Here is a 24,795-nt window from a genome sequence, read left to right on the forward strand (position 1 = left end):
GGTGAACGGCACGCACGCCGGACCGTGCGGCGTACGGGATGTCCTACGCAAGAGTGCCGACGCAAAGCGCAACTAGGCAATATGTCTGGCTAAGTTGGCCCATTCGGGTTGTCCGCCAACGGGTGGATGGACAGACTGCCTTCATGGCACTGAAGAGGAAGCTGGCCCCTCAGTCGGTTTACCGACGCCAGCTCGCCACACGGCTGCGCGAGTTGAGGGAGGCGTCCGGCCTGACCCTCACCGAGGTGTCGAAAAAGATCGAGGTCAACCAGGGGTCTCTCAGCCGGATCGAGACCGGCGAGCGCGGCACCACCCCGATACTGGTCCGGGCTCTCCTCGACTGCTACGCCGTCGCCGACACCGAACTGCGTGACGACATCCTTGACCTGGTGCGTGCCGACAAGGAACAGCAGAGGCCCTGGTGGCGGAAGTACTCCACGGTTCTCACCCCGACCCGCTACGACGGTTACCTCGCCCTGGAGGCAGGTGCCATCGGGCTGGCCAACTACCAGCCCCTGCTCGTTCCCGGCCTGCTTCAGACGGAGGACTACGCTCGCGCAGTCATCGCCCAGATGCGTCCCGAACTCACTTCTGTCCAGGTGGACGCCCTGGTCAAGGTACGGATGGAACGCCAGGAAAGCCGCCTGTCCGGCGAGCATTCCACCGACCTGTGGGCCGTCCTGGACGAAGCCGTCCTCCACCGGGTTATCGGCTCTCCCGCCGTGATGCGCCAGCAGTTCGCCCACCTTGTCCAGGCCGGCGAGCAGCCCAACGTCACCATCCAACTTCTCCCGTTCTCCGCCGGCGCCCACCCCGGCCTCTACGGGCCCTTCGTCATCCTCACCTTCCCCCAGCCCACGGCACCGCTGGTCTGGCTGGAGAACCCCAACAACTCCGTGTACCTGGAGTCCGAGAGCGACATCCAGAACTACACGTACATCTTCGACCAGCTCAGGGCCTCGGCCCTCAGCCCCGCCGAGACCCGTACCCATCTCACCCGCACCGCCGAGGAGCTCGAACCGTGAGCACGCCCCCGCCCCGCCGCCTCCACGCCGAGGAACTTCAGAAGGCGCGCTGGCGCAAGAGTTCCTACAGCGGCGGCGCCAACGATTGCGTCGAGATCGCCGACCTCGGTGCGTACGCAGCGGTACGCGACTCAAAAGACCTTGAACTGTCACCGGTGATTCTCAGCCGCTCCGCCCTGGATGATCTGCTGGGCCTTTTTACGGACGGCGAAACTTGCGTCGGCTGAAACCCTGGCCAATCCGCACGTGCACCGTGTCAGCAGCCACCTGGGAGTGCCCGCGTGAGTGACCAGCACGACAAGCCGTTCCTGCAGATCGTGGTCTGCGCGGCCGGGGTCGCCGCCGACGTCGGCCGACTGATCACGGCAGCCCAGGAGCGGCACTGGGACGTCGGCGTCGTGGCCACCCCGCAAGGGCTCGGCTTCCTTGACGCGGCGGCGGTGGAAGCCCAGACCGGCCGCCCCATCCGCTCGGGCTGGCGGTCACCGGGGGAGCCGCGCCCGAGCCGTACTGCGGATGCCATCGCGGTCGCCCCGGCCACGTTCAACACGGTCAACAAGTGGGCCGCCGGGATCTCCGACAACCTCGCGCTGGCGATCCTGTGCGAGGCACCCGCCATGGGTGTTCCCGTCACCGTGCTGCCGTACCTGAACTCCGCCCAGGCTGCCCATCCGGCATACCGCCGGAGCCTGGACGTGTTGCGCGAGATGGGTGTCCTGATCGGCTCCTACGAGCCTCACCGGCCGAAGGCCGGCGGCGGGGCCGACCGCTACCGCTGGGAGGAAGTGCTGGAACTGCTCGCTCCCAGGCTGTCCACGCGGTCGTGATCAGCGCCTTCGTGCCTGCGGCGGTCGCGGGGGTGCGACCGCAGATGCTTCGTGGGCCGACGGGTCGGGTCGTGGTGACCTTTCGGCCTGCACTGTGCTGCGGTCCTGTGCTGCACGGTCGCTTGGCGCGGGTCGTGCGATAAGGCGCTGCGTTCTCCAGGTCAAGGTCCTGGCGGGGGAGCGGGCGTCGTTCAGGGCTCGTTGGTCGACCGCCTGCTTGAGGAGTCGCTCCGGGTCGTGGCCGAGTGCTTCCGCTTCGGCGAGCGCGGCGGTGAGGGCGTCGACAGCGGGATCTGACAGGACCTGTTCCGCGTGCTCGGGCAGGGCCCGGCGGATGTGGCGCATGTACCGGTTCACCGCCTGTTGGGGCGGTCGATGCTGGACAAGAGCGGTCAGGGGCGCGCCTGCTGCCTCGTCGTAGGCGGCTTGGAGGTGGAGCAGGGCCTGCTGCGCGGCGGTGACCTGCTGGTCGTGGTGGCGGAGCTGGTGCCAGCGAGTGGCCGCGACGGTGACGAGGATCGCGGCGTCGAGGAGCATCGCCAGAGCCGTGCCGTCCCCGGGGGCGGGCTCGCGGAGCATCGCCCGTGCGGCGCTTCGCAGGGCGCGGGCGTGATGGTGTTCGGCCTGGACGCGGGATCGGGTGGCGCGCTCGAAAGCGGAAGCTGCCTCGCGGAGCTGGGCGCGGAGGGGTGCGGGAGCGAGGAGGGGCAGGGCGTCGAGAGCTTCACCGAGGGCGGCGAGGTGGGCCTGGGAGGCTCGGTCGTCGTATCCGCTGAGGTGGTGGGGGATACGTTCGGCGGCTGCGGTTGCCCGGTGCCAAGGGTTGGGCCTGCGCCTCCCCGGCCCGTCGGCGGGCTGCGGGTCGGTGGCCTCCAGGCGTGCTCGGATCTTGGGGAAGGACAGGTCCGGCGCGAGTTCGGAGCCGGAGAACCAGATCGGTTGCCTGCCTGCCGTGGTGGTGTCTTCGCTGGCGACCTTGTAGCCACGCACTTCGCCAGAAGGGAAGTACACGACTTCGACCAGCACGCCCTCGGTGTGGCTGAGCAGGCCGATGAACTCGTCGGTGCTGGTGGTGGCGGCCACGGCGGTGCGGACGATGGTGCGCAGGCGTTCGCGAGCCGGCTTCTCCTGGCCCTGGCGGTGTGCCTTTTCCTGTTCGGCGCGGGTGGGGCGCTTGGCGGCGGTGCGGTCTCCGCGGGTGACTTGGAAGAGGCCGTATTCCTTTTCGATGGCGGCGAGTTCGCGGTCGGCGGTGAGGTAGTCGTTCCAGTGGCGTGCGGTGCTCAGGTCGCCACGAACCTTGGTGGCAGCGATGTGGATGTGGTCGGGGGCGTGGCGGACGGCGACCCAGCGGCAGCCGTCCGGGTCGTCTTGTGGCGCGAGGCCGGTGGCGGCCACGACGCGGTGGGCTATGTCGGCCCACTCCTCGTCGCTGAGGTGGCGGTCGGTTGTGGCGGCACGGATCGAGCAGTGCCAGACGTGTCGCTCGGGAGCCCGGCCGAGTCGGCGGGCTTGCTTGACGCGCAGGTCGAGGTCGGCCACCAGGAGCTTCTTTGTGGCGGTGAAGTCGTCGGTGCGGCCGGGGTCGGGAGCGAAGCCGTCCCAGGAGGCGACGAGGTGGGGGTCGATGTGGTCTTTGGCCTTCTTGGTGTCGAACAGGTAGCGGATCAGACCGGCCGTGTCTTTGCCGCTGCTGATCTTGGCGATCACCGAGCCGCCTTGTTGGTGACGGCCTGGTTCGCCGCTGCCGCGATCTCGCTGATGGCAGTACGGACCGCGAGCAGGGTGCGTTCGGTCTGGGCGAGGGTGGCGGTATCCCCAGGGTGTGGATGGCCGCCGGAGTTGAGTCTCCGGGCAATCTGGTTGGCGTTGTTGCCGATCTTGGCGATCTGCTCGCGCAGGGCGATCAGCTCGTCGATGTAGTCGTCCAGCGGGGTGCGCTGGCCGGGCAGGGCGAGGTCGCCGTGGATGTGGGCCATGACGACGGCGCCGACGTAGTGGGCGCCGGCGATGTTGAGCGACCGGGCCTTGGCGAGGATGGCGCTCTTCTCTTCGACGCTGTAGCGCACGTCGACGCGTTCCTTGCGCTGGGTGTCTTTGCGCTTGCGGCGACGGGCGATGCGGTGCAGGGCGGCGGCTTCGGCGGCGCGCGGCAGCGCGACAGCGGCGGTGTTGGCGCGGTGTTCCGGCTCGGGTGCCCCCTGGCGCCCGAGTGTCTCCGCCGCCCCCGGGGCGGAACTCCCGTTGGACCGAACCTTGGACGGTCCAACGGCATACCTTGCTGGCTGGGTGACGCTTGTGGTCATCTCCCGCTGTCCGGCGGGCAGCTCACGTCGGGCTTCGTGCATCGGGGCAGTCCTTACTAGGAGTCGGCGGACGGGATGTGCCTGGGGTGGTCGGCTCCGCCCTTTGTCCACTCGCTGAGCAGCGCGATGACGGGAGGTACCGACCGGTCAGCGCGCTAAGAGACGTGCTCGGGCGTACGGTCGAGTTCGACCTGCAGGCGGCGTGTGATCTCGGTGAGGCGGTCTTTGCCGACGGGGTGGCCCTGGGCTCGGATCGCCGCTTCGACGTGGCGGCGGGAGATACGTCCTTGGCGGCCCAGAGGTGCGGCGCGGCCGAGAGCCAGGAGCGTTTCCGTGGAAGCGCTGGGCTGCCGACCCTTGATCGGGCTGTGGGGCTGACGCGCATCCGCCACTTCGGCCGGGGGGTCCGCCACGTCCGCGATGTCCTCCGCCACAACTTCGGGCCGTGCTTGTGCCGCGTTCTTCGAGGCATCGGCCGTGTCGGTGTTCAGAGCGGGCCGCCGCACGTTCTCGACGTGAGTGTGGCGCTGATCACTGACCGGTTCAGTCGAGTGCCGACCAGTGGGGTGGCGGCGTATGACGAGATCCAGGTGGACGGCTCCGGCGAGCGCGAGCGGGGCGATGGCCGACAGGGCACCGACGGTGACGTCGTCCAGGTGGAGCCCGGCTGCGTCGCCCTCCTGGTTGAGACGGACGGCGTGCAGGGCGTTCGCCCAGATGCTCGTGATGGTGGCAATGCCGACGAGGGCCCAGACGTAGAGGCGAGATCGCCAGGGGGCGGCGCGCAGGATGAGCAGGGCCGCGACGCCGATGGCGATGAACCCGTCGATCACGAGGGGGAAGGCGTACGTCAGCATTCCGCGGATGTGGATGGCCACTGCCATCTGCCGCAGGGCGTCGTACGAGAGGGCGAAGCCGATCGTGCCGACCAGAGCGACTCCCAGGCGGATCGCGGCGGTCATGGTCGGTACTGGGGTCGCGGTGGTGCGTACGGGCAAGCGGGTTCTCCAATCGGGGAGGGCTGGTGGGCAGCGCGGTGGCGGACCCGTCGCACCCGTCGCACGGCTGGTCAGAGCAGGTACGGGTGACCGTCGTGGTACGAGACGACTCGTCGCAGCGACGACACCCGTCACGGGGTTGACCTGCGATGCGACGGGTGCGACGAGTCCTTACGGGTGCGGGCCCGGGTTCATCGGGGTGCTCTCGTCACTGCTCTCGGAAGCGGATTCCTCCGGGCAGTACCGCGCCCAGGCGTCGGTGAAGCGGAGGCGCGCGAAGCCCTTGGCCTGTCTGCCGCCCTCGAAGCGGAGGGTGGCGGCCTTGATGTCGAAGTCCTTCAGGAGGAGCCCGAGGTGGCGTGGGCTGAGGCCGGTGGTGCCGTACTCGGCCCACGGAGCCTCCTGGTCCTTGAGGAGCTCCTCCAGCAGGTCCCGGGTGCGCATGATGTCCGGGTCGCCGCAGCGGGCGAAGGCGCGCCGGATGTCCTGCAGCAGGCGGGTCTTGAGGTTGGACTCGTCGTCCTTGTCCGCCTCGGCGGCGCACATGGCCGCGCATGCAGCGCGCGCGTCCTCGGGCCAGGTGCCGCCGGCCAGCTCCGCGACGATCACGAGCGGTTCCCAGGTGTCCGCCGCGCGGTCCTGCACCGGCATCCGCGGTACCAGGCCCTCGGCGGTGTCCAGGAGCGGACGGATCCAGGCCGCCAGGCGGTCCCGCAGAGCGTGCAGGGCGGGGATGTCGCGGCGGGAGCGGAACTGTTCGACGCGCTCGCCGTCCTTGCGGCGCTGCATGCGGATCACCACCGCCCGGTCCATGACCGTGTCCGGCAGGGCGCCGATGCCGGCAAGCGCGGCCATGGCGAAGGTGGGGAACTTCCGCGTCTTGTGCTCGGGGCCGGAGATCCGCAGGGCGGGCCGGTTGCGCTGGTGGCCGGCGTTGAGCAGGCCGCGCAGTTCCTCGTTCTTCTCGGCGGCCTTGATGCTGCCGAAGATGGTGTCGGCCTCGTCCACCAGCAGAGTGGGCGGGTCCTCACCGATGGCACGGAAGACGACAGCCGGGCTGGTGTTCACCGTGATCAGCGGGTCGTGCGCCGTCTCCGTGATCACGTCCAGCAGGCGGGACTTGCCGCACCGCTTCGCCGGTCCCACCACCGCCAGGCGCGGAGCGTGCTGCAGTGCCGGCTGGATGTGCGTGGCCGCCACCCACAGTGTGACGGCGGTCAGCGCGTCACCGTTGGGCAGGATTACGTACCGGGCGATCGCTGCGCGCAGCTCGTCCAGCAGGCCGGCGCCTTCGTCGGAGCTATCCGCTCGATCGCGCTCGCTGGATGAGGGATCGGACGCCGGGCCCTGGCCGGGGATGGCCACGGGTGGCCAAGACGGGGTGACGGCGGGTGCGGTGGGGGTTGAAGAGGTCGTAGATTCGTCCACAGGCGTTCCTCCCTGGTGAGTTCGGACGGGCAAGGTCCGGATTCACCGAGACAGATCGTTTTCTGGCAAGGGGCGATGAAGGCAGGGACCGCGCGGCTCCCGGCGGTGGCTCGCCGGGAGCCGCTTCGCTTTCCCTGTGGGGCGGTCTCAGACGGCGAGGTCGTACGCGGCCTGGGCATTGAGCCAGGTGTCCACCTCGGCCCAGCGGTAGCGCAGGTGGCGGCCGACCTTGTGCACGTTCGGGCCGATGCCCCGGTACTTCCACTGGTAGAGCGTCTTGACCGGCACCCCGAGGTACTCGGCGACTTCCGCCGGGGTGGCCAGGGGGCCGCGTCGGTTGGTGTCGGCGGCGGTGTGGGCAGGGCGGGGGGAAAGGCTCGGCATAGGGCTCCCTTTTCGGTTTCGGACAACTGCGTGGACAACACAGCCACACCCTGGGCGGAGAAGTCCAGAGTTGGTTCTAGAAGACTCCAGCAGTTTCCGTTGGTGAGCGCGGGAGGCAATACCGTAAGGGCGAATTGGCGGTTGACCAAAAAGTCGGCGCCAGGGTGACAGGCTGTTCGTAAGCCCAGGTGATGGTCCATCGTCGATGGATGCAGTCAGCTACACTGCGCTCGCTTTCCGGCGAGCGTAATCTGCAGCGGAGCCCTCTGGGTGTCGCGTGTGAGGCATTAGTCGGGGCGGTCGTTGATTCGGCGGGGCGCGACTTCTGTAGGGTTTAAGAACCAACTATTGCCAAAAGGGTCGGCCGCACGTTACAGCTTTGTGTTATGGCAACTCGACCCATAGAAATCGGCCCTGCCGGTCTCCATACCGCCCAGGCGATAGAGCGCGTGCGTCTCAACCGCGGCCTCACTCAGCAGCAACTCGCGGCTGGCTGTGCGGCTCTGGGGCGCCCGATGACCAACACCGCTCTCAGCCGTACGGAGCGCGCCCGACGCCGTTGTGACGTCGACGACCTCGTGGTGATCGCTGCCGTGCTCGGGGTTCCTCCGACGGCCCTGCTTCTTCCGTTCGCCTCTTCACCCGGTACCGATCGGGAGGGACGCTAGTTGGCCCGCGTCTGGATCGAGGACCGCATCGGTCACGCGGCTTACGCGCGTGCGGCGACCGAAGCCAAGCGAGTGGGGCGCACGCCACCTGGGCGCTACCGGGTTCGCTGGTACGGCCCGGACGGCAAGCCGAAGATGAAGACCTTGGCCCGCAAGGTCGATGCCGACGCCGAGCGATTGAAGGTGGAGTCGCGTCTCAACGACGGCTCCTACCGCGACCCGGCAGCCGCGCGCGCCAAGTTCGCTGAGGTCGCGGACTCATGGCTTGCCGCCCAGATTCACCTGAAGCGTTCCACGCGCAACCGGTACCGGGGCGTGCTGGACGTCCACGTGGTCCCCAGGTGGGGCACCACCTCCCTCGACCGTATCCATTTCGAGGACATCGCCGAGTGGCTGGCGGACCTGCTTTCCGGCCAGGCGACGGGAGGTCGGAAGCTCAGCCCGCGATCGGTCCGCAAGGCGTATGTGGTGCTGAGCCGTGTCCTCGGTTACGCGGTCAAGGCCCGACGCCTGGCCGTGAATCCCGCCCTCGGGGTGCCCCTGCCGAAGCCGGCTCCGACCGACCACGTGTACCTCGACGACATGCAGGTCGAGGCACTGGCGAACGCGGCAGGTGCCTACCGGGTGTTCGTCCAGCTCTTGGCCTACACCGGTCTGCGGTGGGGCGAAGCGTCGGCGTTGAAGGTGGGCCGTGTGGACCTGGCTGCCTGCAGAGCCCACATCGTCGAGGCGTACGTCGAGGACAACGGCAAGCTCTACCTCGACACCCCCAAGAACCACGAGCGCCGGTCCGTGCCGATCCCGCGCTTCCTTGCCGAGGAGCTGAAGCCCCACGTCGAGAAACGGGACGATGAGGAGTTGCTCTTCACGGCCCCCCAGGGCGGCCCCCTACGAGCACGCAACTTCCGTCAGCGGTTCTTCGCGCCGGCGGTCATTCGGGCGGGGCTGGGGCATCTCAGGGTCACCCCGCACAAGCTGCGACACACGGCAGCCTCACTGGCCATCGCCAGTGGCGCGGACGTCAACGTCGTTCAGACGATGCTGGGTCACAAGTCGGCGACTCTGACCCTGGACACGTACGGACACCTCTTCCCGGACCGCCTGGACGAGGTGTCGAAGAAGATGCACAAGCGGCGCTCCAAGCAGTTGGCCAAGGCGAAGGCCAAGCTGGAGAAGGCGGAGCGGAAGGCCCGAGAGGCCGCAGCAGCGGTGGCCGTTCTGGAGGAGGGCTCCGCGTGACGTGTGTCTGATCCGTGCTGGGAAACCGCGGTCAAGGGCGTCGTTCGTCGCTCCGCGCGGTGGCGCGGCGCACTCCGAACGGTCTTCGAGTCAGGTCAGCCGCGGCCGGGAAGCCCTTTCCCGTGCGCGGTCGACGGCCTCTGCGGTCGCATCGCCGGCCAGCCGCTCGATCTCCTCGGGTACCTCCCGTTGGTCAAGCACGAAGAGCCTGCCGTCGACGAGTCGAGTGGCCACCTTCCAGCCGAGACGTCCTCCGGCCTCCCGAGCGGCTCGTCGAAGGTCTTTGAGTTCACCCATCTCGGTAAGGTCCTCGCGGCCGAGAACCAGCTGGCCGTAGTAGCCCTCGTACATGGGGTTCAGGCCGGCGCGCATCAACGTCTCCAGCCGGTCGACCAGCTTCTCGTACCGGCGTCGGGCCAGCTCGTCCTCTGAGGGCATCTCGCACAGCTCCCCACCTCTGCCCGCAGCCGCGTGTGTGCCATATGTGTGCCGCGAGTACGAAGGCCCTCCCGTCCGGTGGACGGAAGGGCCTCTGACCAGGTGTTTCTCTGTGCCCCCGGCAGGATTCGAACCTGCGACACCCGCTTTAGGAGAGCGGTGCTCTATCCCCTGAGCTACGAAGGCGGGGCTGCCGCTGTGGGCGGTGGTGCCAACAGGTTAGCTGATCGAGGGGCCGGGGTGGGGGTCACGTCGGGGGGACGTGGACGAAGTGGCCCGCCACGCGGAGGTCGGCCTCGATGGCGGTCGCCGTTCGGGTCAGTTCGGGGAGGATCTCCGTCTCGCAGGCCCCGGTCGTGCGGCGGGCGGCGTGCAGGGCCACGTTGAGCGCCGCCACCACCCGGCCCGTGCGGTCGCGCACCGGGACCGCGATGGCGCGCAGGCCGGCTTCCAACTCCTCGTCGACCAGGGCGTAGCCCCGTGCCCGGACCTCGGGGAGGGACAGCAGGACGCGTCCCAGGGCCGTCGCGTGGGCCGGGAGGCGGGTGCCGACGGTGACGCGGGCGCTCAGGACGCGGGGCGCGGACGCCCGGGCCGTGTACTGGATCTCCTCGCCCGAGTCGGACAGGACGGCGAGGGACGTCGACTCGTGGACGCGGTCGGCGAGGGCGTTCAGGTGGGGCTGGGCGATCTCGGGGAGGGAGGTGCGGGACAGGGGCGGGAAGCCCAGGGAGAGGACCCGGGGGGTGAGGGTGAAGGTGCCGTCGGGAGCGGGGGAGACCAGGCCCGCGTGCCTGAGGGTGATCAGGGCCCTGCGTGCGGTGGCCCGGGCCAGGCCCGTCGCCCCGGCGACCTGGGTCAGGGTCAGCGCGGAGCGGCCCGCGCCGAAGGCGGTCAGTACGGTCAGGCCGCGGGCGAGGGACTCCACGAACTCCCGGCCCAGTTCCTGTTTCGACGCGCCCGTCCAGGTGGCCAGGCCCGCGCGGGGCGGTTCCGGGTGCGAGGGAGGGGCGGTGCGCAGGTCGTCCTCCATCGCGGCGACCGCCGTGCGCAGACGGGGGAGCAGGGCCGCCCGCAGGTCCGCCGCCGGGTGGCGGCTGGTGTGGCTCACCACGCTCGCCACGCAGGCCAGGAGGCCGCTGCCGGGGTCCCGTACGGGGACCGAGAGCGCCACCAGGCCCGGTTCGATCAACTGGTCGTCCAGGGCATGGCCGTCGGCCGCCGCCCGCTCCGTACGGTGGACGAAGTCCTCGTCGGGGGTGGGGTGTTCGCGGGGCGGTACGGCGGGGAAGGTGCGGTCGGCCGGGTCCGCGGTCCGGCGCTCCCGCCAGTGGGTCCAGTCGGCGTCCGTCCAGCGCGTGGCGAAGAGGGGTCCCGGGGCGGTGCGTTCGGCGGGGAGCAGGTCGCCGATGCGGAAGCTGAGGGACATGGCGCGGCGCCGGGTGGCCTGGTGGATGAAGCGGATGCCGTCCCGGTCGCCGACCGCCAGCGACACCGACTCGTCCAGTTCGTCGGCCAGGGCGTCGGCACGGGCGGAGAGGAGGGCGGGCAGGCGCAGGGCGGCCAGGTAGGCGTTGCCCAGTTCCATCAGGCGGGGGGTCAGGGTCACGTCGCGGCCGTCCAGGCGGACGTATCCCATGCGGGCGAGGGTCGAGGTGAGGCGGTCCACCGTGGAGCGGGCCAGGCCGGTGCTCTTCTCCAGGGCGCTGAGGCTGAGGGTGCCGCCGTCCGCGTCGGTCAGCCGGTGGAGTACGGCGATGCCGCGGAGGAGCGGGGTGACCGCCTCGGCCGGTGCCACCGCCTCCGGTGCGGTGCCCGTGGCCGAAAGTGCGCTGCCCGTGCCCGCGCCCGGCGCGGTGTCCGTGTCCGGTGCGGCGGCAGCCCGGTCGTGGGCCCCGCCGGGGGCGGCGGCGTGAGGGGTGTGGGCGGGCATCGACTCTCCGGTACGGCGATCACGGCAGGGCGCCGGCGCCTACGGTAGCCCCGCCCGGCCTCGCTTCGGGACGTCGGTGCGACGCGTCCCGATGCCCACCGTCCGGGACCCGGGGCGCTTCGGGACGCCGGTCCGACATGTCCCGCCGCCCGGTCCGACGCGTCCCGCCGCCCGGTGCGACGGGTTCCGCCGCCCGCGGCCCGGGACCCGGGCGGTCTACTTCCGTGTCACCCGTATCCGCATGTCTCCCCCCGCGTCCTTCTCCGACACCTTGATCGTGACGCCCTTGCGCGGGTCCTGGAAGGTCTCGCCCTCGGTGAAGGTGGCGTCCGAGAGTTCGGCGTGGACGTTGGGGCTGCGGGTGCAGCCGCCGCTGTCGCGCTGGGAGTCGTAGATGCGGACCGGGCCCATTCCGGTGTCGACGTCCGCGTCGACCTTGTAGATCAGTACGCCGGGCCGGCACACCGTCTCGTCGTTGCCCGCGCGGGTGCGCAGTTCGACCGCGTAGCCGGACGTGCCGCTCAGCGGGAGGACGACCAGCTTGTCGCCGCCCTTGCGGGCCAGCGGGGTCAGTGTGTACTCGGTCGTCCCCGGCGCGGACGCGCAGTGCACCTGGTTGCGGTCGAGCCAGCCCAGTTTCCACTTGTGCCAGCCGAGGAGGTCGTTGTTGGCGCCCCAGTCCTCGCTCATGATGTCCCAGTGGCCCACGGCTCCGCCGCCCTCCTGGGTGTAGAGGTCCGGCAGGCCGAAGACGTGGCCGTTCTCGTGCGGGAGGACCCGGTAGCCGGTCGTGTCGTAGGAGCCGGAGCCGTCGTCCTGGCGGGAGTAGACGAAGGAGGCGTTGGCCACCGGGACGCCGTCGGCGACCGGGGCCTCCTGGTTCCCGGCGAAGGTCACGGACAGTACCGTGTCCAGGGCGGAGGGGCCCGCGTTCGGGGTGACCAGGACGTTCAGCAGGTCGTACGAGCGGAAGTCCACCTTCGGGTCGGCCACGGCGACCAGGTCCTGGACCAGTTCTCGGTAGCCGGGTTCGAAGGGGGCGCCGCGCTCTATGCCGTACTCCGCGAACGACTTGGGCATCCGCAGCCAGTCCCGGATCGGGGCCTCGGGGCGGTAGTCGAGGCGGCCGTAGCTGCTGGTGCTGAACCACTGCCGGGTCTTCGGGAAGAACTCCGCGTACCGGTCGAGCGCCTTGCCCTCGCCGGGGGCGTCGGAGAAGTCGACCATCAGGTTGAGGGCGCGGACGGTGCCGGTGGAGCGGGCGTAGCCGGTGGCGGTCGGCACGCCCTCGGACATCTGGATCTCCGCGCCGCCGCTGATCATGCAGGGGCCGTGTGCGGAGGAGCGGGAGAGGGCGGCGGGGCCGGGGCCCGCCATCGAGGTGCCGGGCGCGAGCCGGCCGGTGCCGGCCGAGGTGCTGAGCGCGAGGGTCAGTACGGTGACGGTGCCGGCTGCGGCCAGCCGGCGCGGGCGTATGCGGCGGTTCGGCGGCTGCACCTGCCCGTGCGGCTGCATGCGGACCTCCCCGTGCCACGGCAGCCGCCCGACACCGGCTGCGCCCTTGGGCTCACCCTGTGCCGCGGGGTGGGTGGGCGCGCGCTGGAGCGGCCGATCGTGGGTTTCTCACCGGTAGCCGCCGAGCGGGGGACGGGCCCGACGCATGTGTGACCCACGTCACTGGAATGTTTTCCGGGAGCGGGAAATAACCGGGGATCGATTCCCCGTTTAGACCTGTGTCCGAGCGAAACGGGGAGTCCTTCCCCGGATCGCGACCCCGGTGGCCACCAGAGGCCATCAGCCGTCACATCCGTCACAGACATCCGTCACAGACACCGAGGAGTCGCCGTGCAGACCGCGATGCCTGATCAGCGCAAGGTGGCCCGGCCCCGTGCCGATGCCCTGCGCAATCGGGAGCGGATCGTCACCGCCGCCCGTGAGATGTTCGTCGAGCACGGCCCGGACGTGCCGCTCGACGACGTCGCCCGCCGGGCCGGCGTCGGCAACGCCACGGTGTACCGCAACTTCCCCGACCGCGACGCCCTCGTCCGCGAGGTCGTCTGCTCGGTCATGGACCGTACGGCACGGGCGGCCGAGCTGGCGCTCGCGGAGACCGGCGACGCGTTCGGGGCGCTGGAGCGCTTCGTGCACGTCTCCGCCGACGAGCGGATCAGCGCCCTGTGCCCCATGGTGTCCAGCACCTTCGACCAGCACCACCCCGACCTGGAGGCGTCACGCGAACGGGTCGAGCGGCTGGTCGCCGAGGTCATGGACCGGGCCAAGGCGGCCGGTCAGCTCCGCGACGACGTGGACGTGGGCGATCTGATGATCGCCGCGGCCCAGCTCAGCCGGCCCCCGGCCGGAACGGGATGCGTCAACGCCGACCGGTTCGTCCACCGTCATCTGCAGCTGTTCCTGGACGGGCTGCGGGCTCCGGCCCGCTCCGTCCTCCCGGGTGCGGCCGTCACTCTGGAGGATCTGCGCCGGCCCTGCGACCAGTAGCTCCGTCACGTCCACCGGATCCGCGCCTTCCACCGGATCCGTCGGCTCCACCACCGGATCCGCCGCCGATGCCAGGCTCCCGGCTCCACCGTCGCTGCCGGTAGCAGGCAGTCGGCGCGGCCTCAGACGTCCCTTTTCTCATCTTTTTCCGTCACGAAGTCCGAAGTGGGTATCCCCATGTCTCAATCAGCCGTCAAGGCCTCCGGCGTCACCGACGCCCCGGACGCCGGACGCTGGAAAGCGCTCGTCTTCATCGCGCTCGCCCAGCTGATGGTCGTCCTCGACTCCACCATCGTGAACATCGCCCTGCCCTCCGCCCAGCAGGACCTCGGGATCTCCGACGGCAACCGGCAGTGGGTCGTCACGGCCTACGCACTCGCCTTCGGCGGTCTGCTCCTGTTCGGCGGCCGGATAGCCGACAAGTGGGGCCGCAAGCGCACCTTCGTCACCGGCCTGGCCGGCTTCGCCGCGGCCTCCGCGCTCGGCGGCGCGGCCACCAACGAGGCGATGATGTTCGGCTCCCGCGCCCTCCAGGGCGTCTTCGGTGCCCTGCTCGCGCCCGCCGCGCTCTCCCTGCTCGCCGTGATGTTCACGGACGCCAAGGAGCGGGCCAAGGCCTTCGGTATCTACGGTGCCATCGCGGGCGGCGGCGCCGCCGTGGGTCTGATCCTCGGCGGTTTCCTCACCGAGTACCTGAACTGGCGCTGGACCTTCTTCGTCAACGTCCCGTTCGCGGCCGTCGCCGCGGCCGGTGCCTACCTCGTCGTCCGCGAGCCGAAGGGCGGACGCAACCGCGCGCCGCTCGACATCCCCGGCGTGATCCTGTCCACCCTCGGTCTGGTCGCGCTCGTCTACGGCTTCACCCGCGCCGAGTCCGAGGGCTGGAGCGACGCGGTGACGGTCGGCATGTTCGTCGGTTCCGCCGTGCTCCTGCTGGCCTTCGTGCTGGTCGAGTCGAAGGTGAAGACCCCGCTGCTGCCGCTGCGCGTGATCACCGAGCGCAACCGGGGCGGTATCTACCTCTCGCTGGGCCTGGCGATCATCGCGATGTTCGGCCTGTTCCTCTTCCTGACCTACTACCTCCAGGTCGTGAAGGGCTACACGCCGGTGAAGACCGGCTTCGCCTTCCTGCCGATGGTCGTCGGCATGATCACGGGTTCCACCCAGATCGGCACCCGTCTGATGACCCGGGTCCCGCCCCGGCTGCTGATGGGCCCCGGCTTCCTGGTCGCCGCCGTCGGCATGCTGCTGCTGACCCAGCTGGAGGTCGACACCTCCTACGCCGGTGTGCTGCTGCCCGGCATGCTGCTGCTCGGCCTCGGCATGGGTACGGCGTTCATGCCGGCGATGTCCATGGCCACCATGGGCGTGGAGCCGCGGGACGCCGGTGTCGCCTCCGCGATGGTCAACACCTCGCAGCAGGTGGGCGGCGCGATCGGTACGGCGCTGCTGAACACGATCGCCGCCTCCGCCACCACGTCGTACATCACCGACCACATCGGGAGTGCGACCTCGCGCTCGCAGCAGCAGCTGGTCCAGGTGCAGGGCCAGGTGCAGGGCTACACCAGCGCGATCTGGTTCGCCGTCGGCATCCTGGTCGTGGCGGCCGCGATCGCCCTGACCTTCGTCAACGCCGGGCGGCCGGGCGGCAGCACCGTCGCCGGGTCCGGTGCGGGCGACGCGGTCGAGGACGAGCTGCCGGTGCCGGTCGTCGCCCACTGACGACGCCGGACCCGGTACCCGCTCGGACCTCGGGCCCCTGTTCCACCCGTGCGGACGGGGAGGGGACGCCCCGACCGCACGGTTCCCCCGGACCTGCCCCGGCCGCGCGCTCAGCGCAGCCAGGGCAGGTCCGCACCCGCTTCGCTCGGCTGAAGTCCCTCGGCGACGATCGTCATGATCTCGCCGAGGGACTTCTGCTGTTCCGGGGTGAGCCGGTCGAAGACGGCCTGGCGCACGGCGTTCACGTGGCCCGGCGCGGTCCGGCGCAGCACGTCGTACCCCTCGTCCGTGAGGATGGCGAACTGGCCGCGCTTGTCGGAGGGGCAGTCCTCGCGGCGGACCCAGCCGTTCTTCTCCAGGCGGGCGACCGCGTGCGAGAGCCGCGAGCGGGTGATCTTCGCGTACTTGGCCAGCTCCGTCATCCGCAGCCGCCGGCGCGGCGACTCGGCCAGCTTGACCAGCAGGCCGTAGTAGACGTGCGGCATGCCCGCGTCGCGCTGGAGCTGCCGGTCGAGGTGGTCCTCGAGGAGGGTGGCGGCCTCGATGTAGGAGCGCCAGACGAGCTGCTCCTCGGCGGTGAGCCAACGGGGATCGTCGTTCATGCCCCCACTGTACGAAACGACTTCTTGAACATTAAACAAAAGGAGCGTAGGTTGAGGGGGAGAAAGATTGAGAGTTCAAGTAGTTCGGTAGTTCAAGTATTGGAGGAGTGGTAGTCATGGCCACCGCCGCCCCGCAGGAGCGCATGCCCGCCCTCTATCTCAGCCACGGCGCCCCGCCGCTCGCCGACGACCCCGTCTGGCCCGGCGAACTGGCCGCCTGGTCCGCCGCCCTGCCGCGCCCCCGGGCGATCCTCGTCGTCTCCGCCCACTGGGAGGAGGCCCCGCTCGCCCTGGGCGCCACCAGGACCGTCCCCCTGGAGTACGACTTCTGGGGGTTCCCGGAGCACTACTACCAGGTGCGCTACGAGGCCCCCGGCGCCCCCGCGCTCGCCGAGTCCGTACGGAAGCTGCTGCGCGCCCCCGGTACGCCCGTGCAGGACGTCCCCGACCGCGGCCTCGACCACGGTGCCTATGTGCCGCTGGTCGAGATGTACCCCGGCGCCGACGTCCCCGTCCTCCAGGTCTCCATGCCGACCCTAAACCCGGCGCGGCTCATGGAGATCGGCCGCAGGCTCGCGCCGCTGCGCGACGAGGGCGTGCTGATCATCGGCTCCGGCTTCTTCACCCACAACCTGGCCGCACTCCGCCAGGGCGGCGTCCCCTCCTGGTCGGCGGAGTTCGACGACTGGGGCCGGCGTGCGCTGGAGGGCGGGGACGTGGACGGGCTGCTCGACTTCGCCCGCAAGTCCCCGGCGGGACGGCTCGCCCACCCGCGCACCGAGCACTTCGCCCCCCTGTTCGTGACCATGGGCGCGGCGGACGCGGCGGGTGAGCTGGACCTGCGGCGGTCGGTGATCGACGGGTTCTGGATGGGCCTGGCCAAGCGCTCGGTGCAGTTCGGCTGACCGTCGCCGGACGGGAGCCCTGCGGCGCCGGGCACGGGGTACAGGGTGCTGGACGCCGGGCACGGGGTACAAGGCGCTGGACGCCGGGCCGCGGCCTCCGTGGCCCGGCCGCCGGGCTACAGGGGCTTCTCGTACCAGGCCACGTCCCAGTACCGCCCGAACTTGCGGCCCACCTCCCCGTACGTTCCCACGTGCCGGAAGCCGAAGCGGGCGTGCAGGCGCTCCGACGCCGGGTTGGGCTGCGCGATGCCCGCGTAGGCCCGGTGCACGTCCTCGGTGGCCAGGGCGTCGAAGAGGGACGTGTAGAGCAGCGAGCCGATCCCGCGGCCGCCGGCGTCCGGTGCGACGTAGACGGTGGTCTCCACCGAGGTCCGGTAGGCGGGCTTCGCGCGGTAGGGGCTGGAGGTGGCGTACCCCAGGATCTCCTGTGAGTCCGCGTCCGTCGCAACCCTGAGGCGGTACGGGCCGTCTTCAGGGTGGGAGAGCAGCCAGGGGCGCCGCTCTTCCGGTGTGAACGGTTCGGTGTCGAACGTGATGGGCGTCTCACGTACGTAGTGGTTGTAGAGGTCGGTGAGGGCCTTCAGATCGTCCTCGACCCCCGGCCTGACCTGGATCTCCGCGCTGTCCGACAGCATCGCCCCTCCTCGTGTGGCGGCACAGGGTACTGCATGATCAGAAAAATCGAGGGGCGGGTTGGGAATTCTGTCCGGATTCCAGTCGTTGTTTCCATCGGATGCAGGGCACCCGAGGAGAGTCCCCGGCAGGGACGGAGACAACACCACACGGCGCCCGAACGTCCACAGGACCCACCCGCTGAACCACCATCGCAAGGGAGCACGCATGGCAACCCGTGCCGTCGCCCGTCGTAAGTCCGCCACCGGCGAGACCTCCGGCGCGGCAACCAGCGTCCGCGCCAACGGCGGAGAGCTCGCCGACCGCGATCTGGTCGGCATGTACCTCGACGAGATCGCCCGGACCCCGCTGCTCGACGCCGCCAAGGAGGTCGAGCTGTCCCAGGCCATCGAGGCCGGTGTGTTCGCGCGACAGGTCCTCGAAGGCTACGAGGAGACCGGGGCGGACGCCACCCGGGAGGAGCTCCAGGCCCTGATCGACGAGAGCGACCGGGCCAAGGACGTCTTCATCCGCTCGAACCTCCGTCTGGTCGTCGCGGTCGCCCGCCGCTACCCGCGCAGCGGTCTGCCGCTCCTCGACCTGATCCAGGAGGGCAACGCCGGCCTGGTCCGCGCGGTCGAGAAGTTCGACTACCGCAAGGGCTTCAAGTTCTCCACGTACGCGACCTGGTGGATCCGTCAGGCCATCACCCGTTCCATCGCCGACCAGTCGCGCACCATCCGGCTGCCCGTCCACCTGGTGGAGGAGCTGGGCCGGATCCGGCGCGTGCAGCGCGAGTTCAACCGGGAGCACGGCCGCGAGCCGGAGCCCGCCGAGATCGCGGCCGAGCTGGGCTCGACGCCGGAGCGCGTCACCGACGTGCTCGACTGGGCCCGCGACCCGGTCTCGCTGAACATGTCGGTGGACGACGAGGGCGAGACCCAGTTCGGCGACCTGCTGGAGGACACCTCCGCCGTGTCGCCCGAGCAGTCGGTGCTGACGCTGCTGCGCAGTGAGGAGCTGGACGACCTCATCGGCCGCCTCGACCCGCGCACGGCCTCCATCATCAAGATGCGGTACGGCATCGACGACGGCCGCGAGCGCACGCTCACCGAGGTCGGCAAGGAGCACGGCCTCACGCGCGAGCGGATCCGCCAGATCGAGAAGCACGCGCTGCTCGAGCTGAAGAAGCTGGCCCGCGACACCGGCTTCGAGGCGGCGGCGTAACGCCACCGGTCATCGCGAGCGCGACGGCGGGCCGGTCCCAGGGACCGGCCCGCCGCGGTGTCTGTCGGGGGCGTGGGCCCCTGACCGGTGGGCCCCGCTTCCGGTCGGGTCGGCCGTCGTGCGGAGGGCGGTGGCGTAGCCGCTCGCCTCGCCGCCTGCGCCGACCGGGCGGACCGGCCGGGCGGACCGGCCAGTCGCGTGACGCCGGGGGCGTGACGTGGCGGGTGGGGCGTGCGCCGGGTGCTGAACGCGGCGCGAACATGGCCGTACAACGCCGCTTCAACCCGTCGCGGCCGGGAACAAGAACCCCGGGCCCGTCCGTCACGGGCCGCAGGGCCGTCCGCACGTGATGCCGCCCCACCACACCCGCAGACCAGGTCCCGACGCACTCCCCCCGGCGCCGGGACTTCCCGAGCCGGGCTCGGTGCCCCTCCCCCCGGGCGCCGCAGCCCGGCTCCTTCCGCTGCGCAGCGTCGGCGGACACGGGCCGGGGCGGAAGCGGCTGGGGAGGCGGGGCACCCCGAACCTGAACCCCGGGGTGGCCCGCCGAATGGCAGATTCTGCCACAGCGGCATAGCCTGCCGAAGTGAGCACCACCGTCCCACCATTTCCCGACCCCGGCCCGGGGCCGGTCTCCCTGACCGAGCGGCGCAAGGCCGAGACCCGGATGGAGATCGCCCGGGCGGCGGCCCGCCTCTTCGTCGGCCAGGGCCTGCGGGCCACCCGGGCCGAGGACATCGCGCGGGCCGCCGGTGTCGCCCCGCGCACCTTCTACCGCTACTTCGCGGCAAAGGAGGAGGCGATCGCCCCGCTCTACGCCCTGGGCGCCGAGCGCTGGGTGCGCGCGGTGCGCGAGGCCCCCGCCGCTCTGTCCCCGCCCGAGGCCCTGGAACACGCCGTGCGGCACACGCTGACCCCGGGCGCCGGTGTCTCGGCGCCCTCCTGGGAGTGGGCCCGCACCCTCATCCGCCTGGCCGCGAGCAGTCCGGCGCTGCGCAAGGTGTGGGCGGAGGTCTGCCTCGCCACGGAACGGGGGCTGGTGGGGGCGCTGGCCGCGCGGATGTCCGGGGGTGACGACAACGTTGCCGCACGGCTGGCCGCCACGTCCCGGCTGCAGTTCGCGGCCGCCGTGGCGAGTGCGGCCGTGCGGGCGGCGGCGGAGTACTGGGCGTCGTCGTCCCCGCAGGAGACGCGCAGCCCGCTGGACCAGGCGCTGGTGAACCTGGAGGTACTGCGGGGCTTCGCCTGGGAGGACGGCACCCGGGAGGACGGCACCGGGAAGGACGGCACCGGGGAGGACAGCACTGGGGAGGACGGCACCGGGCACGAGGGGTGACGACCGGATGCGGGCGGTACGGCGGCCGGTCAGCCGGGCTCCGCCGCCCGTCCCAGCCGCGCGCCCAGTTCCCGTACGCACTCCACCAGCTCCGCCGGTTCGCGGACCCGGAACTCCATCCCGGTCGTCGCCAGCCGCACCGCGATCCACTCCACCGAACCGCTCACGGTCGCCCGCACCACGCACGACGGGGAGCCGTCCACCGGCTCCGGCGCGCCCATCCAGGGCGGCAGCAGCGGCGCGACCGCCTCGGCCGGCGCGTGGAAGACCACCGTGATCTCGTAGCTGTCGTTCCGGCGCTGCATCGAACGCCGTAGATATTCGGCCGCGTCCCCGGTCGGCAGCTCCCGCGGCGCGAAACGCGCCCCCGTGGCGAAGGGCCGGCTCACCCGGTCGACCCGGAAGGTACGCCAGTCGTCCCGGTCGACGTCATAGGCGACGAGGTACCAGCGCCGCCCCGTCGACACCAGCCGGTACGGCTCCGTCACGCGCCGCGTCTCGGTGCCGTCCGCCGCGCGGTAGGCGAACCGCAGCCGCTCGTGCCCGGCCACCGTCGACGCCATCACGGTCAGCGTCTCCGGTGCGATGCTGGGACCGTCCCCGCTGGTCAGCGGCGTGGTCGCGGACTGGAGCGTGGCGACCCGGTGCCGCAGCCGGGACGGCAGCACCTGTTCCAGCTTGGCCAGTGCCCGCACCGACGCCTCGTCCAGACCGGCGACCGCGTGCCCGGCGCCCGCCCGCAGCCCGACCGCGATGGCCACCGCCTCCTCGTCGTCGAGGACGAGCGGCGGCATCGCCTTGCCCGCCACCAGCCGGTAGCCGCCGTCGGAACCCATCGTGGCCTGGACCGGGTAGCCCAGCTCGCGCAGGCGGTCGATGTCCCGCCGGACCGTGCGCCGGGAGACCCCGAGCCGGTCGGCCAGTTCGCCGCCGGGCCATTCGCGGGGCGTCTGGAGGAGCGAGAGGAGCGTCAGCAGCCGGGCCGGGGTGTCCGTCGTCATGCGGTCGAGCATGCCGCAGATCTAGGACACGATCCGACCTACTGGCCTCCTACCTTCCTTCCATGACCTCCACGCACACCTCCGGCCCGGCGCCGGTTCCACCCGCCGTACCCGTCCCGCCCTCCGGGCTCGCGACGCCCGCGACGCCCGCCGCGGGTGACCGGCGTCGCTGGTTCGCCCTCGCGATCGTGATGACCGCGGCGTTCATGGACCTGGTGGACGTCACCATCGTCAACATCGCCATCCCCTCGATCCGGCAGAACGAGGGCGCCTCCTTCAGCCAGATCCAGTGGATCACCGCCGGTTACGCCCTCGCCTTCGCGGCCGGCCTGATCACCGGCGGGCGGCTCGGCGACATCCACGGGCGCAAGCGGGTCTTCCTCGTCGGCATCGGCGGCTTCACCCTGGCCTCGGCGCTGTGCGGCGTCGCGGCGAACCCGGAGATGCTGGTGGCCTCCCGCATCCTGCAGGGCGGCATGGCGGCGCTGATGGTGCCGCAGGTGCTGTCGATCGTGCACGCCACCTTCCCGGCGCACGAACGCGGGAAGGTCTTCGGGCTGTTCGGCGCGATCGTCGGACTCGGCGCCGTCTCCGGCCCGCTGCTGGGCGCCCTGCTCACCGAGTGGAACCTCTTCGGGCTCGAATGGCGGCCCATCTTCCTCATCAACCTGCCGGTCGGTGTCGCGGGACTCGTCCTCGGCAGCCGCTTCATCACGGAGTCCAGGGCGCCGCGCGCGCTCCGCCTCGACCTGGTCGGGGTCGCGCTGGTCACGCTCGGGCTGCTGATGCTGGTCTACCCGCTCACCCGGGGCGAGGAGCTGGGCTGGCCGCTGTGGGGCCACCTGACGATGGCCGGCTCGCTCGTGGTCCTCGCGGTCCTGGTCGCCTACGAGCGGCGCAAGAGCGCGCGGGACGGGTCGCCGCTGGTGGAGCTGTCGCTGTTCCAGGTGAAGAGCTTCGCCGCCGGGATCGCCGTGCAGACGGTCTTCGGGGTCGCGCTCGGCGTCTTCTTCCTGGTGTGGACGCTGTACCTGCAGGTGGGGCTCGGCTGGACGCCGCTGCGGGCCGGCCTGACCGGCGTACCGTTCTCGATCGCCGTCTCCACGGCCGCCGGGATCTCGGTGCAGAAGCTCGTCCCGCGCTTCGGGCGCAAGGTGCTCCAGGCGGGCGCGCTGGTGATGGCGGCCGGAGTGCTCCTCTACCTCTGGGAGGCCGGTCACTACGGGCTCGCCATCACGTCCTGGCAGATGGCGCTGCCGCTGGTGGTGATGGGCCTCGGCATGGGTCTGATCGTCGCCCCGCTGACCGACGCGGTGCTCTCCCAGGTGCCGCGCGAGCACGCGGGGGCGGCGTCCGGGCTCATCAACACCGTGCAGCAGATGGGCAACGCGCTCGGCCTCGGGCTCGTGTCGGTGGTCTTCTACGGCGCCATGAGCGATCACCTCACCCCCGCCCGCCTCGGCCCGGCCTACGTGGACGCCTTCCAGAACGCGCTGGGATGGGTGGCCGCGGTGCTGGCCGTCATCTTCCTGCTGATGTTCGCGCTGCCCAGGCGGCCGGCCCTGCACCTGGAAGGGGGCGGGGCGGACGACCCGGCTCAGGCCAGGGAACCGGCACTGGTCTGAGACGCAGCGGCGGGGCCGTCCGGGACCGATGCGGGCGGGGCCTTTTGGGATCGAATTGAGATCGAAGGGGGCGGGGGTGGGCCCGGCACGTAGCTGCCGGGCACACCCCCGCCCCTCGTCACCCGCCCACCCCCGCCCCCTCGTGGCACCCGCCCGCCCATGCCCGTTCATGTCTGAATGGGTCTGAGTGCTTCCGATTCCTGTTTACATTCCGGACAACCGGGCGTAGCCTCCCCGGGAAACCACAGGTTCGGGCACGGGTCGGAGGTGAACGGTCATGTACGCACCGGAGCGGCAGCAGGAGATCCTCCGGCTCGCCCGGGACGGTGGCCGCGTGGACGTGGTGTCGCTGGCCGAGGAGTTCCAGGTGACGGCGGAGACCATCCGCCGCGACCTCAAGGCCCTCGACCGCGCCGGTCTGCTCCGCCGGGTGCACGGCGGGGCGATCCCCGCCGGGCGGCTCGACTTCGAGCCGGACCTCGCCGAGCGCGAGTCCACGGCCGCGGACGAGAAGGACCGCATCGCCAAGGCCGCCCTCGCGGAGCTGCCGATCGAGGGCACGATGATCCTCGACGCCGGCTCCACGGTGGCCCGCATGGCCGCGGCGATCCCGCCGGATGCCTCGCTGACCGTCGTCACCCACAGCCTGCCCATCGCCGCCCGCCTCGCCGACCACCCCGGCATCCAGCTCCACCTGGTCGGAGGGCGCGTGCGCAACCGCACCCGCGCCGCCGTGGACGCCTGGGCGCTGCGCGCGTACGGCGAGATCCGCGCCGACGTGGCGGTGATCGCGGCCAACGGGTTCTCCGTGGAGCACGGCCTGACCACCCCCGACCTCGCCGAGGCCGCCGTCAAGCGGGCCGCCCTGACCGCCGCCCGGCGCGTGGTGCTGCTCGCCGACTCCTCCAAGTACGCCCAGGAGCACTTCGCCCGCTTCGGCGCCCTGAGCGACGTGGACCTGCTCATCACCGACGACGGCCTGACCCCCGAGGACGCGGGCGACATCGAACGCGCCGGCACGGAAGTGGTACGCGCATGATCCTGACCGTCACCCCCAACCCGTCGCTGGACCGCACCTACGAAGTGCCCTCCCTCGACCGCGGCGAGGTCGTCCGCGCCACCGGCGAGCGGGTCGACCCCGGCGGCAAGGGCGTGAACGTCTCGCGTGCGGTGACGGCCGCCGGGCGGCGCACCGTCGCGGTGCTGCCGCTGGGCGGGGCGCCGGGCGCACTCGTCGCCGCCCTGCTCGACGCGCAGGGCATCGAGGTCGCGCCGGTGCCGATCGCCGGGTCCACCCGTTCCAACATCGCGCTCGCCGAGGCCGACGGCGTCCTGACGAAGATCAACGCGCCCGGCCCCGAACTCTCCCCGGCCGAACGGGAGCTGCTCCTGGAGACCGTACGGCGCCAGTCGACCGGCGCGGACTGGATCGCCTGCTGCGGCAGCCTGCCCCGGGGACTCGCCCCGTCCTGGTACGCCGACCTGGTCGCCCGGGCGCACGCCGCCGGTGTCCGCATCGCCCTGGACACCTCCGGGCCCGCCCTGCTGCGGGCGCTGCGCGAGCGGCCCGACGTGGTCAAGCCGAACGCCGAGGAGCTGTCCGAGGCCGTCGGCCGTCCCCTGGCCACGGTCGGTGACGCCGTGAAGGCCGCCGAGGAACTGCGGGAGCTGGGCGCCCGTTCCGTGCTCGCCAGCCTGGGCGCCGACGGACAGCTCCTCGTGGACGACGCGGGCACCTGGTTCGGCACCGCCCGCGTGGACGCCGTACGCAGCAACGTCGGCGCCGGGGACTCCTCCCTCGCCGGGTTCCTCGTCGCCGGCGGGACCGGGCCCGCGGCTCTCGCCTCCGCCGTCGCGCACGGCGCCGCCGCCGTCCAGCTGCCCGGCAGCGTCATGCCGACGCCGTCCGACCTGGAACCGGCCGCCGTGACGGTCACGGCCGAGGTGCCGGTGGACCGCGTCCTGACGGAGCCGGCGCCATGACGGCCCGCCCCGCTCGCACCCACCTCCCCGCTGCCTT

At 71.3% G+C, this 24,795-nt stretch carries 24 protein-coding genes and 1 tRNA gene; 13 read left to right on the top strand and 12 right to left on the bottom strand.

Annotated elements, in window-relative coordinates:
- The first annotated feature begins 143 nt into the window (after nucleotides 1-143).
- Genes EV562_RS24780 through EV562_RS24790 form a run of 3 tightly spaced genes read left to right on the top strand, consistent with a single transcriptional unit; the run spans nucleotide 144 to nucleotide 1,852 of the window.
- Nucleotides 144-1,025: a helix-turn-helix transcriptional regulator gene (locus tag EV562_RS24780; RefSeq protein ID WP_133889052.1), complete on the top strand. Its 882-nt coding sequence runs from the start codon at nucleotides 144-146 to the stop codon at nucleotides 1,023-1,025.
- Complete coding sequence (locus tag EV562_RS24785; protein WP_133889053.1) at nucleotides 1,022-1,252, top strand: DUF397 domain-containing protein; 231 nt, start codon at nucleotides 1,022-1,024, stop codon at nucleotides 1,250-1,252. Before EV562_RS24780 ends, EV562_RS24785 begins: the two co-directional genes overlap by 4 nt.
- 54 nt (nucleotides 1,253-1,306) lie before the next feature.
- Nucleotides 1,307-1,852, top strand: coding sequence for a flavoprotein (locus EV562_RS24790; RefSeq protein WP_133889054.1), 546 nt, complete (start codon nucleotides 1,307-1,309; stop codon nucleotides 1,850-1,852).
- On the opposite strand, the gene EV562_RS24795 is transcribed toward EV562_RS24790, so the two are convergent.
- The 5 genes from EV562_RS24795 to EV562_RS24815 all read right to left on the bottom strand — a co-directional run bounded on the left by EV562_RS24795 (nucleotide 1,853) and on the right by EV562_RS24815 (nucleotide 6,968).
- Complete coding sequence (locus EV562_RS24795) at nucleotides 1,853-3,562, bottom strand: mobilization protein (protein WP_133889055.1); 1,710 nt, start codon at nucleotides 3,560-3,562, stop codon at nucleotides 1,853-1,855.
- Nucleotides 3,559-4,200, bottom strand: coding sequence for a plasmid mobilization relaxosome protein MobC (mobC, locus tag EV562_RS24800; RefSeq protein ID WP_166661974.1), 642 nt, complete (start codon nucleotides 4,198-4,200; stop codon nucleotides 3,559-3,561). The genes EV562_RS24795 and mobC overlap by 4 nt, the downstream gene beginning before the upstream one ends.
- 113 nt (nucleotides 4,201-4,313) lie before the next feature.
- Nucleotides 4,314-5,120, bottom strand: coding sequence for a DUF2637 domain-containing protein (locus tag EV562_RS24805; protein ID WP_133889057.1), 807 nt, complete (start codon nucleotides 5,118-5,120; stop codon nucleotides 4,314-4,316).
- 207 nt (nucleotides 5,121-5,327) lie between these two features.
- Nucleotides 5,328-6,584 (bottom strand): DUF3631 domain-containing protein, encoded by a 1,257-nt coding sequence (locus tag EV562_RS24810; RefSeq protein ID WP_133889058.1) that lies wholly within the window; start codon nucleotides 6,582-6,584, stop codon nucleotides 5,328-5,330.
- A gap of 147 nt (nucleotides 6,585-6,731) precedes the next feature.
- Nucleotides 6,732-6,968 (bottom strand): helix-turn-helix domain-containing protein, encoded by a 237-nt coding sequence (locus EV562_RS24815; protein WP_133889059.1) that lies wholly within the window; start codon nucleotides 6,966-6,968, stop codon nucleotides 6,732-6,734.
- A 386-nt stretch (nucleotides 6,969-7,354) separates the two neighbouring features.
- On the opposite strand from EV562_RS24815, the gene EV562_RS24820 reads away from it, so the two are divergent.
- Nucleotides 7,355-7,636, top strand: coding sequence for a helix-turn-helix transcriptional regulator (locus EV562_RS24820; protein WP_133889060.1), 282 nt, complete (start codon nucleotides 7,355-7,357; stop codon nucleotides 7,634-7,636).
- Nucleotides 7,637-8,875, top strand: coding sequence for a site-specific integrase (locus tag EV562_RS24825; RefSeq protein ID WP_133889061.1), 1,239 nt, complete (start codon nucleotides 7,637-7,639; stop codon nucleotides 8,873-8,875). It begins immediately after the preceding gene.
- A 90-nt stretch (nucleotides 8,876-8,965) separates the two neighbouring features.
- Here EV562_RS24825 and EV562_RS24830 read toward each other — a convergent pair whose 3' ends face one another.
- The 4 genes from EV562_RS24830 to EV562_RS24845 form a co-directional block, all read right to left on the bottom strand.
- Complete coding sequence (locus tag EV562_RS24830) at nucleotides 8,966-9,313, bottom strand: hypothetical protein (RefSeq protein ID WP_133889062.1); 348 nt, start codon at nucleotides 9,311-9,313, stop codon at nucleotides 8,966-8,968.
- A 113-nt stretch (nucleotides 9,314-9,426) separates the two neighbouring features.
- Nucleotides 9,427-9,499 (bottom strand) — tRNA-Arg (locus EV562_RS24835).
- Nucleotides 9,500-9,560: 61 nt separating this feature from the next.
- Nucleotides 9,561-11,246, bottom strand: a complete 1,686-nt coding sequence (locus EV562_RS24840; RefSeq protein WP_133889063.1) for an IclR family transcriptional regulator C-terminal domain-containing protein — start codon at nucleotides 11,244-11,246, stop codon at nucleotides 9,561-9,563.
- 216 nt (nucleotides 11,247-11,462) lie between these two features.
- Nucleotides 11,463-12,761, bottom strand: coding sequence for a M6 family metalloprotease domain-containing protein (locus EV562_RS24845; RefSeq protein ID WP_133889064.1), 1,299 nt, complete (start codon nucleotides 12,759-12,761; stop codon nucleotides 11,463-11,465).
- A gap of 330 nt (nucleotides 12,762-13,091) precedes the next feature.
- Between EV562_RS24845 and EV562_RS24850 the strand changes: the two genes are divergently transcribed.
- The gene (locus tag EV562_RS24850) at nucleotides 13,092-13,745 is read left to right on the top strand and encodes a TetR/AcrR family transcriptional regulator (protein ID WP_208298414.1); all 654 of its coding nucleotides are present in this window, start codon (nucleotides 13,092-13,094) and stop codon (nucleotides 13,743-13,745) included.
- A 177-nt stretch (nucleotides 13,746-13,922) separates the two neighbouring features.
- Entirely contained in the window at nucleotides 13,923-15,467 is a 1,545-nt protein-coding gene (locus EV562_RS24855; protein WP_133889065.1) for an MFS transporter, read from the top strand.
- Between the two features lie 110 nt (nucleotides 15,468-15,577).
- On the opposite strand, the gene EV562_RS24860 is transcribed toward EV562_RS24855, so the two are convergent.
- Entirely contained in the window at nucleotides 15,578-16,069 is a 492-nt protein-coding gene (locus EV562_RS24860; protein WP_133889066.1) for a MarR family transcriptional regulator, read from the bottom strand.
- Between the two features lie 143 nt (nucleotides 16,070-16,212).
- On the opposite strand from EV562_RS24860, the gene EV562_RS24865 reads away from it, so the two are divergent.
- Nucleotides 16,213-16,974: a class III extradiol ring-cleavage dioxygenase gene (locus tag EV562_RS24865; RefSeq protein ID WP_133889137.1), complete on the top strand. Its 762-nt coding sequence runs from the start codon at nucleotides 16,213-16,215 to the stop codon at nucleotides 16,972-16,974.
- Nucleotides 16,975-17,090: 116 nt separating this feature from the next.
- Here the strand turns inward: EV562_RS24865 and EV562_RS24870 are convergent, their stop codons facing one another.
- Nucleotides 17,091-17,606 carry a GNAT family N-acetyltransferase gene (locus EV562_RS24870; protein ID WP_133889138.1) on the bottom strand — a complete coding sequence of 172 codons (516 nt, stop codon included), beginning with the start codon at nucleotides 17,604-17,606 and terminating at the stop codon, nucleotides 17,091-17,093.
- A 208-nt stretch (nucleotides 17,607-17,814) separates the two neighbouring features.
- Between EV562_RS24870 and EV562_RS24875 the strand changes: the two genes are divergently transcribed.
- Nucleotides 17,815-18,813: a sigma-70 family RNA polymerase sigma factor gene (locus EV562_RS24875; protein ID WP_133889067.1), complete on the top strand. Its 999-nt coding sequence runs from the start codon at nucleotides 17,815-17,817 to the stop codon at nucleotides 18,811-18,813.
- A gap of 586 nt (nucleotides 18,814-19,399) precedes the next feature.
- On the top strand, nucleotides 19,400-20,149 hold the full coding sequence (locus EV562_RS24880; protein WP_133889068.1) for a TetR family transcriptional regulator: 750 nt from the start codon (nucleotides 19,400-19,402) through the stop codon (nucleotides 20,147-20,149).
- 29 nt (nucleotides 20,150-20,178) lie between these two features.
- Here EV562_RS24880 and EV562_RS24885 read toward each other — a convergent pair whose 3' ends face one another.
- Complete coding sequence (locus EV562_RS24885) at nucleotides 20,179-21,150, bottom strand: YafY family protein (RefSeq protein ID WP_133889069.1); 972 nt, start codon at nucleotides 21,148-21,150, stop codon at nucleotides 20,179-20,181.
- 62 nt (nucleotides 21,151-21,212) lie between these two features.
- On the opposite strand from EV562_RS24885, the gene EV562_RS24890 reads away from it, so the two are divergent.
- From EV562_RS24890 to pfkB, 3 genes are all read left to right on the top strand, one after another.
- Nucleotides 21,213-22,775 carry an MFS transporter gene (locus EV562_RS24890; protein ID WP_133889070.1) on the top strand — a complete coding sequence of 521 codons (1,563 nt, stop codon included), beginning with the start codon at nucleotides 21,213-21,215 and terminating at the stop codon, nucleotides 22,773-22,775.
- A 277-nt stretch (nucleotides 22,776-23,052) separates the two neighbouring features.
- Nucleotides 23,053-23,814, top strand: coding sequence for a DeoR/GlpR family DNA-binding transcription regulator (locus tag EV562_RS24895; protein ID WP_133889071.1), 762 nt, complete (start codon nucleotides 23,053-23,055; stop codon nucleotides 23,812-23,814).
- A complete protein-coding gene (pfkB, locus tag EV562_RS24900; protein WP_133889072.1) occupies nucleotides 23,811-24,758 on the top strand; it encodes a 1-phosphofructokinase in 948 nt (315 codons plus the stop codon). The genes EV562_RS24895 and pfkB overlap by 4 nt, the downstream gene beginning before the upstream one ends.
- The last annotated feature ends 37 nt before the right edge of the window (nucleotides 24,759-24,795 follow it).

This window comes from Streptomyces sp. BK208 (genome assembly GCF_004364245.1).
In the GTDB taxonomy this organism is placed as follows: domain Bacteria; phylum Actinomycetota; class Actinomycetes; order Streptomycetales; family Streptomycetaceae; genus Streptomyces.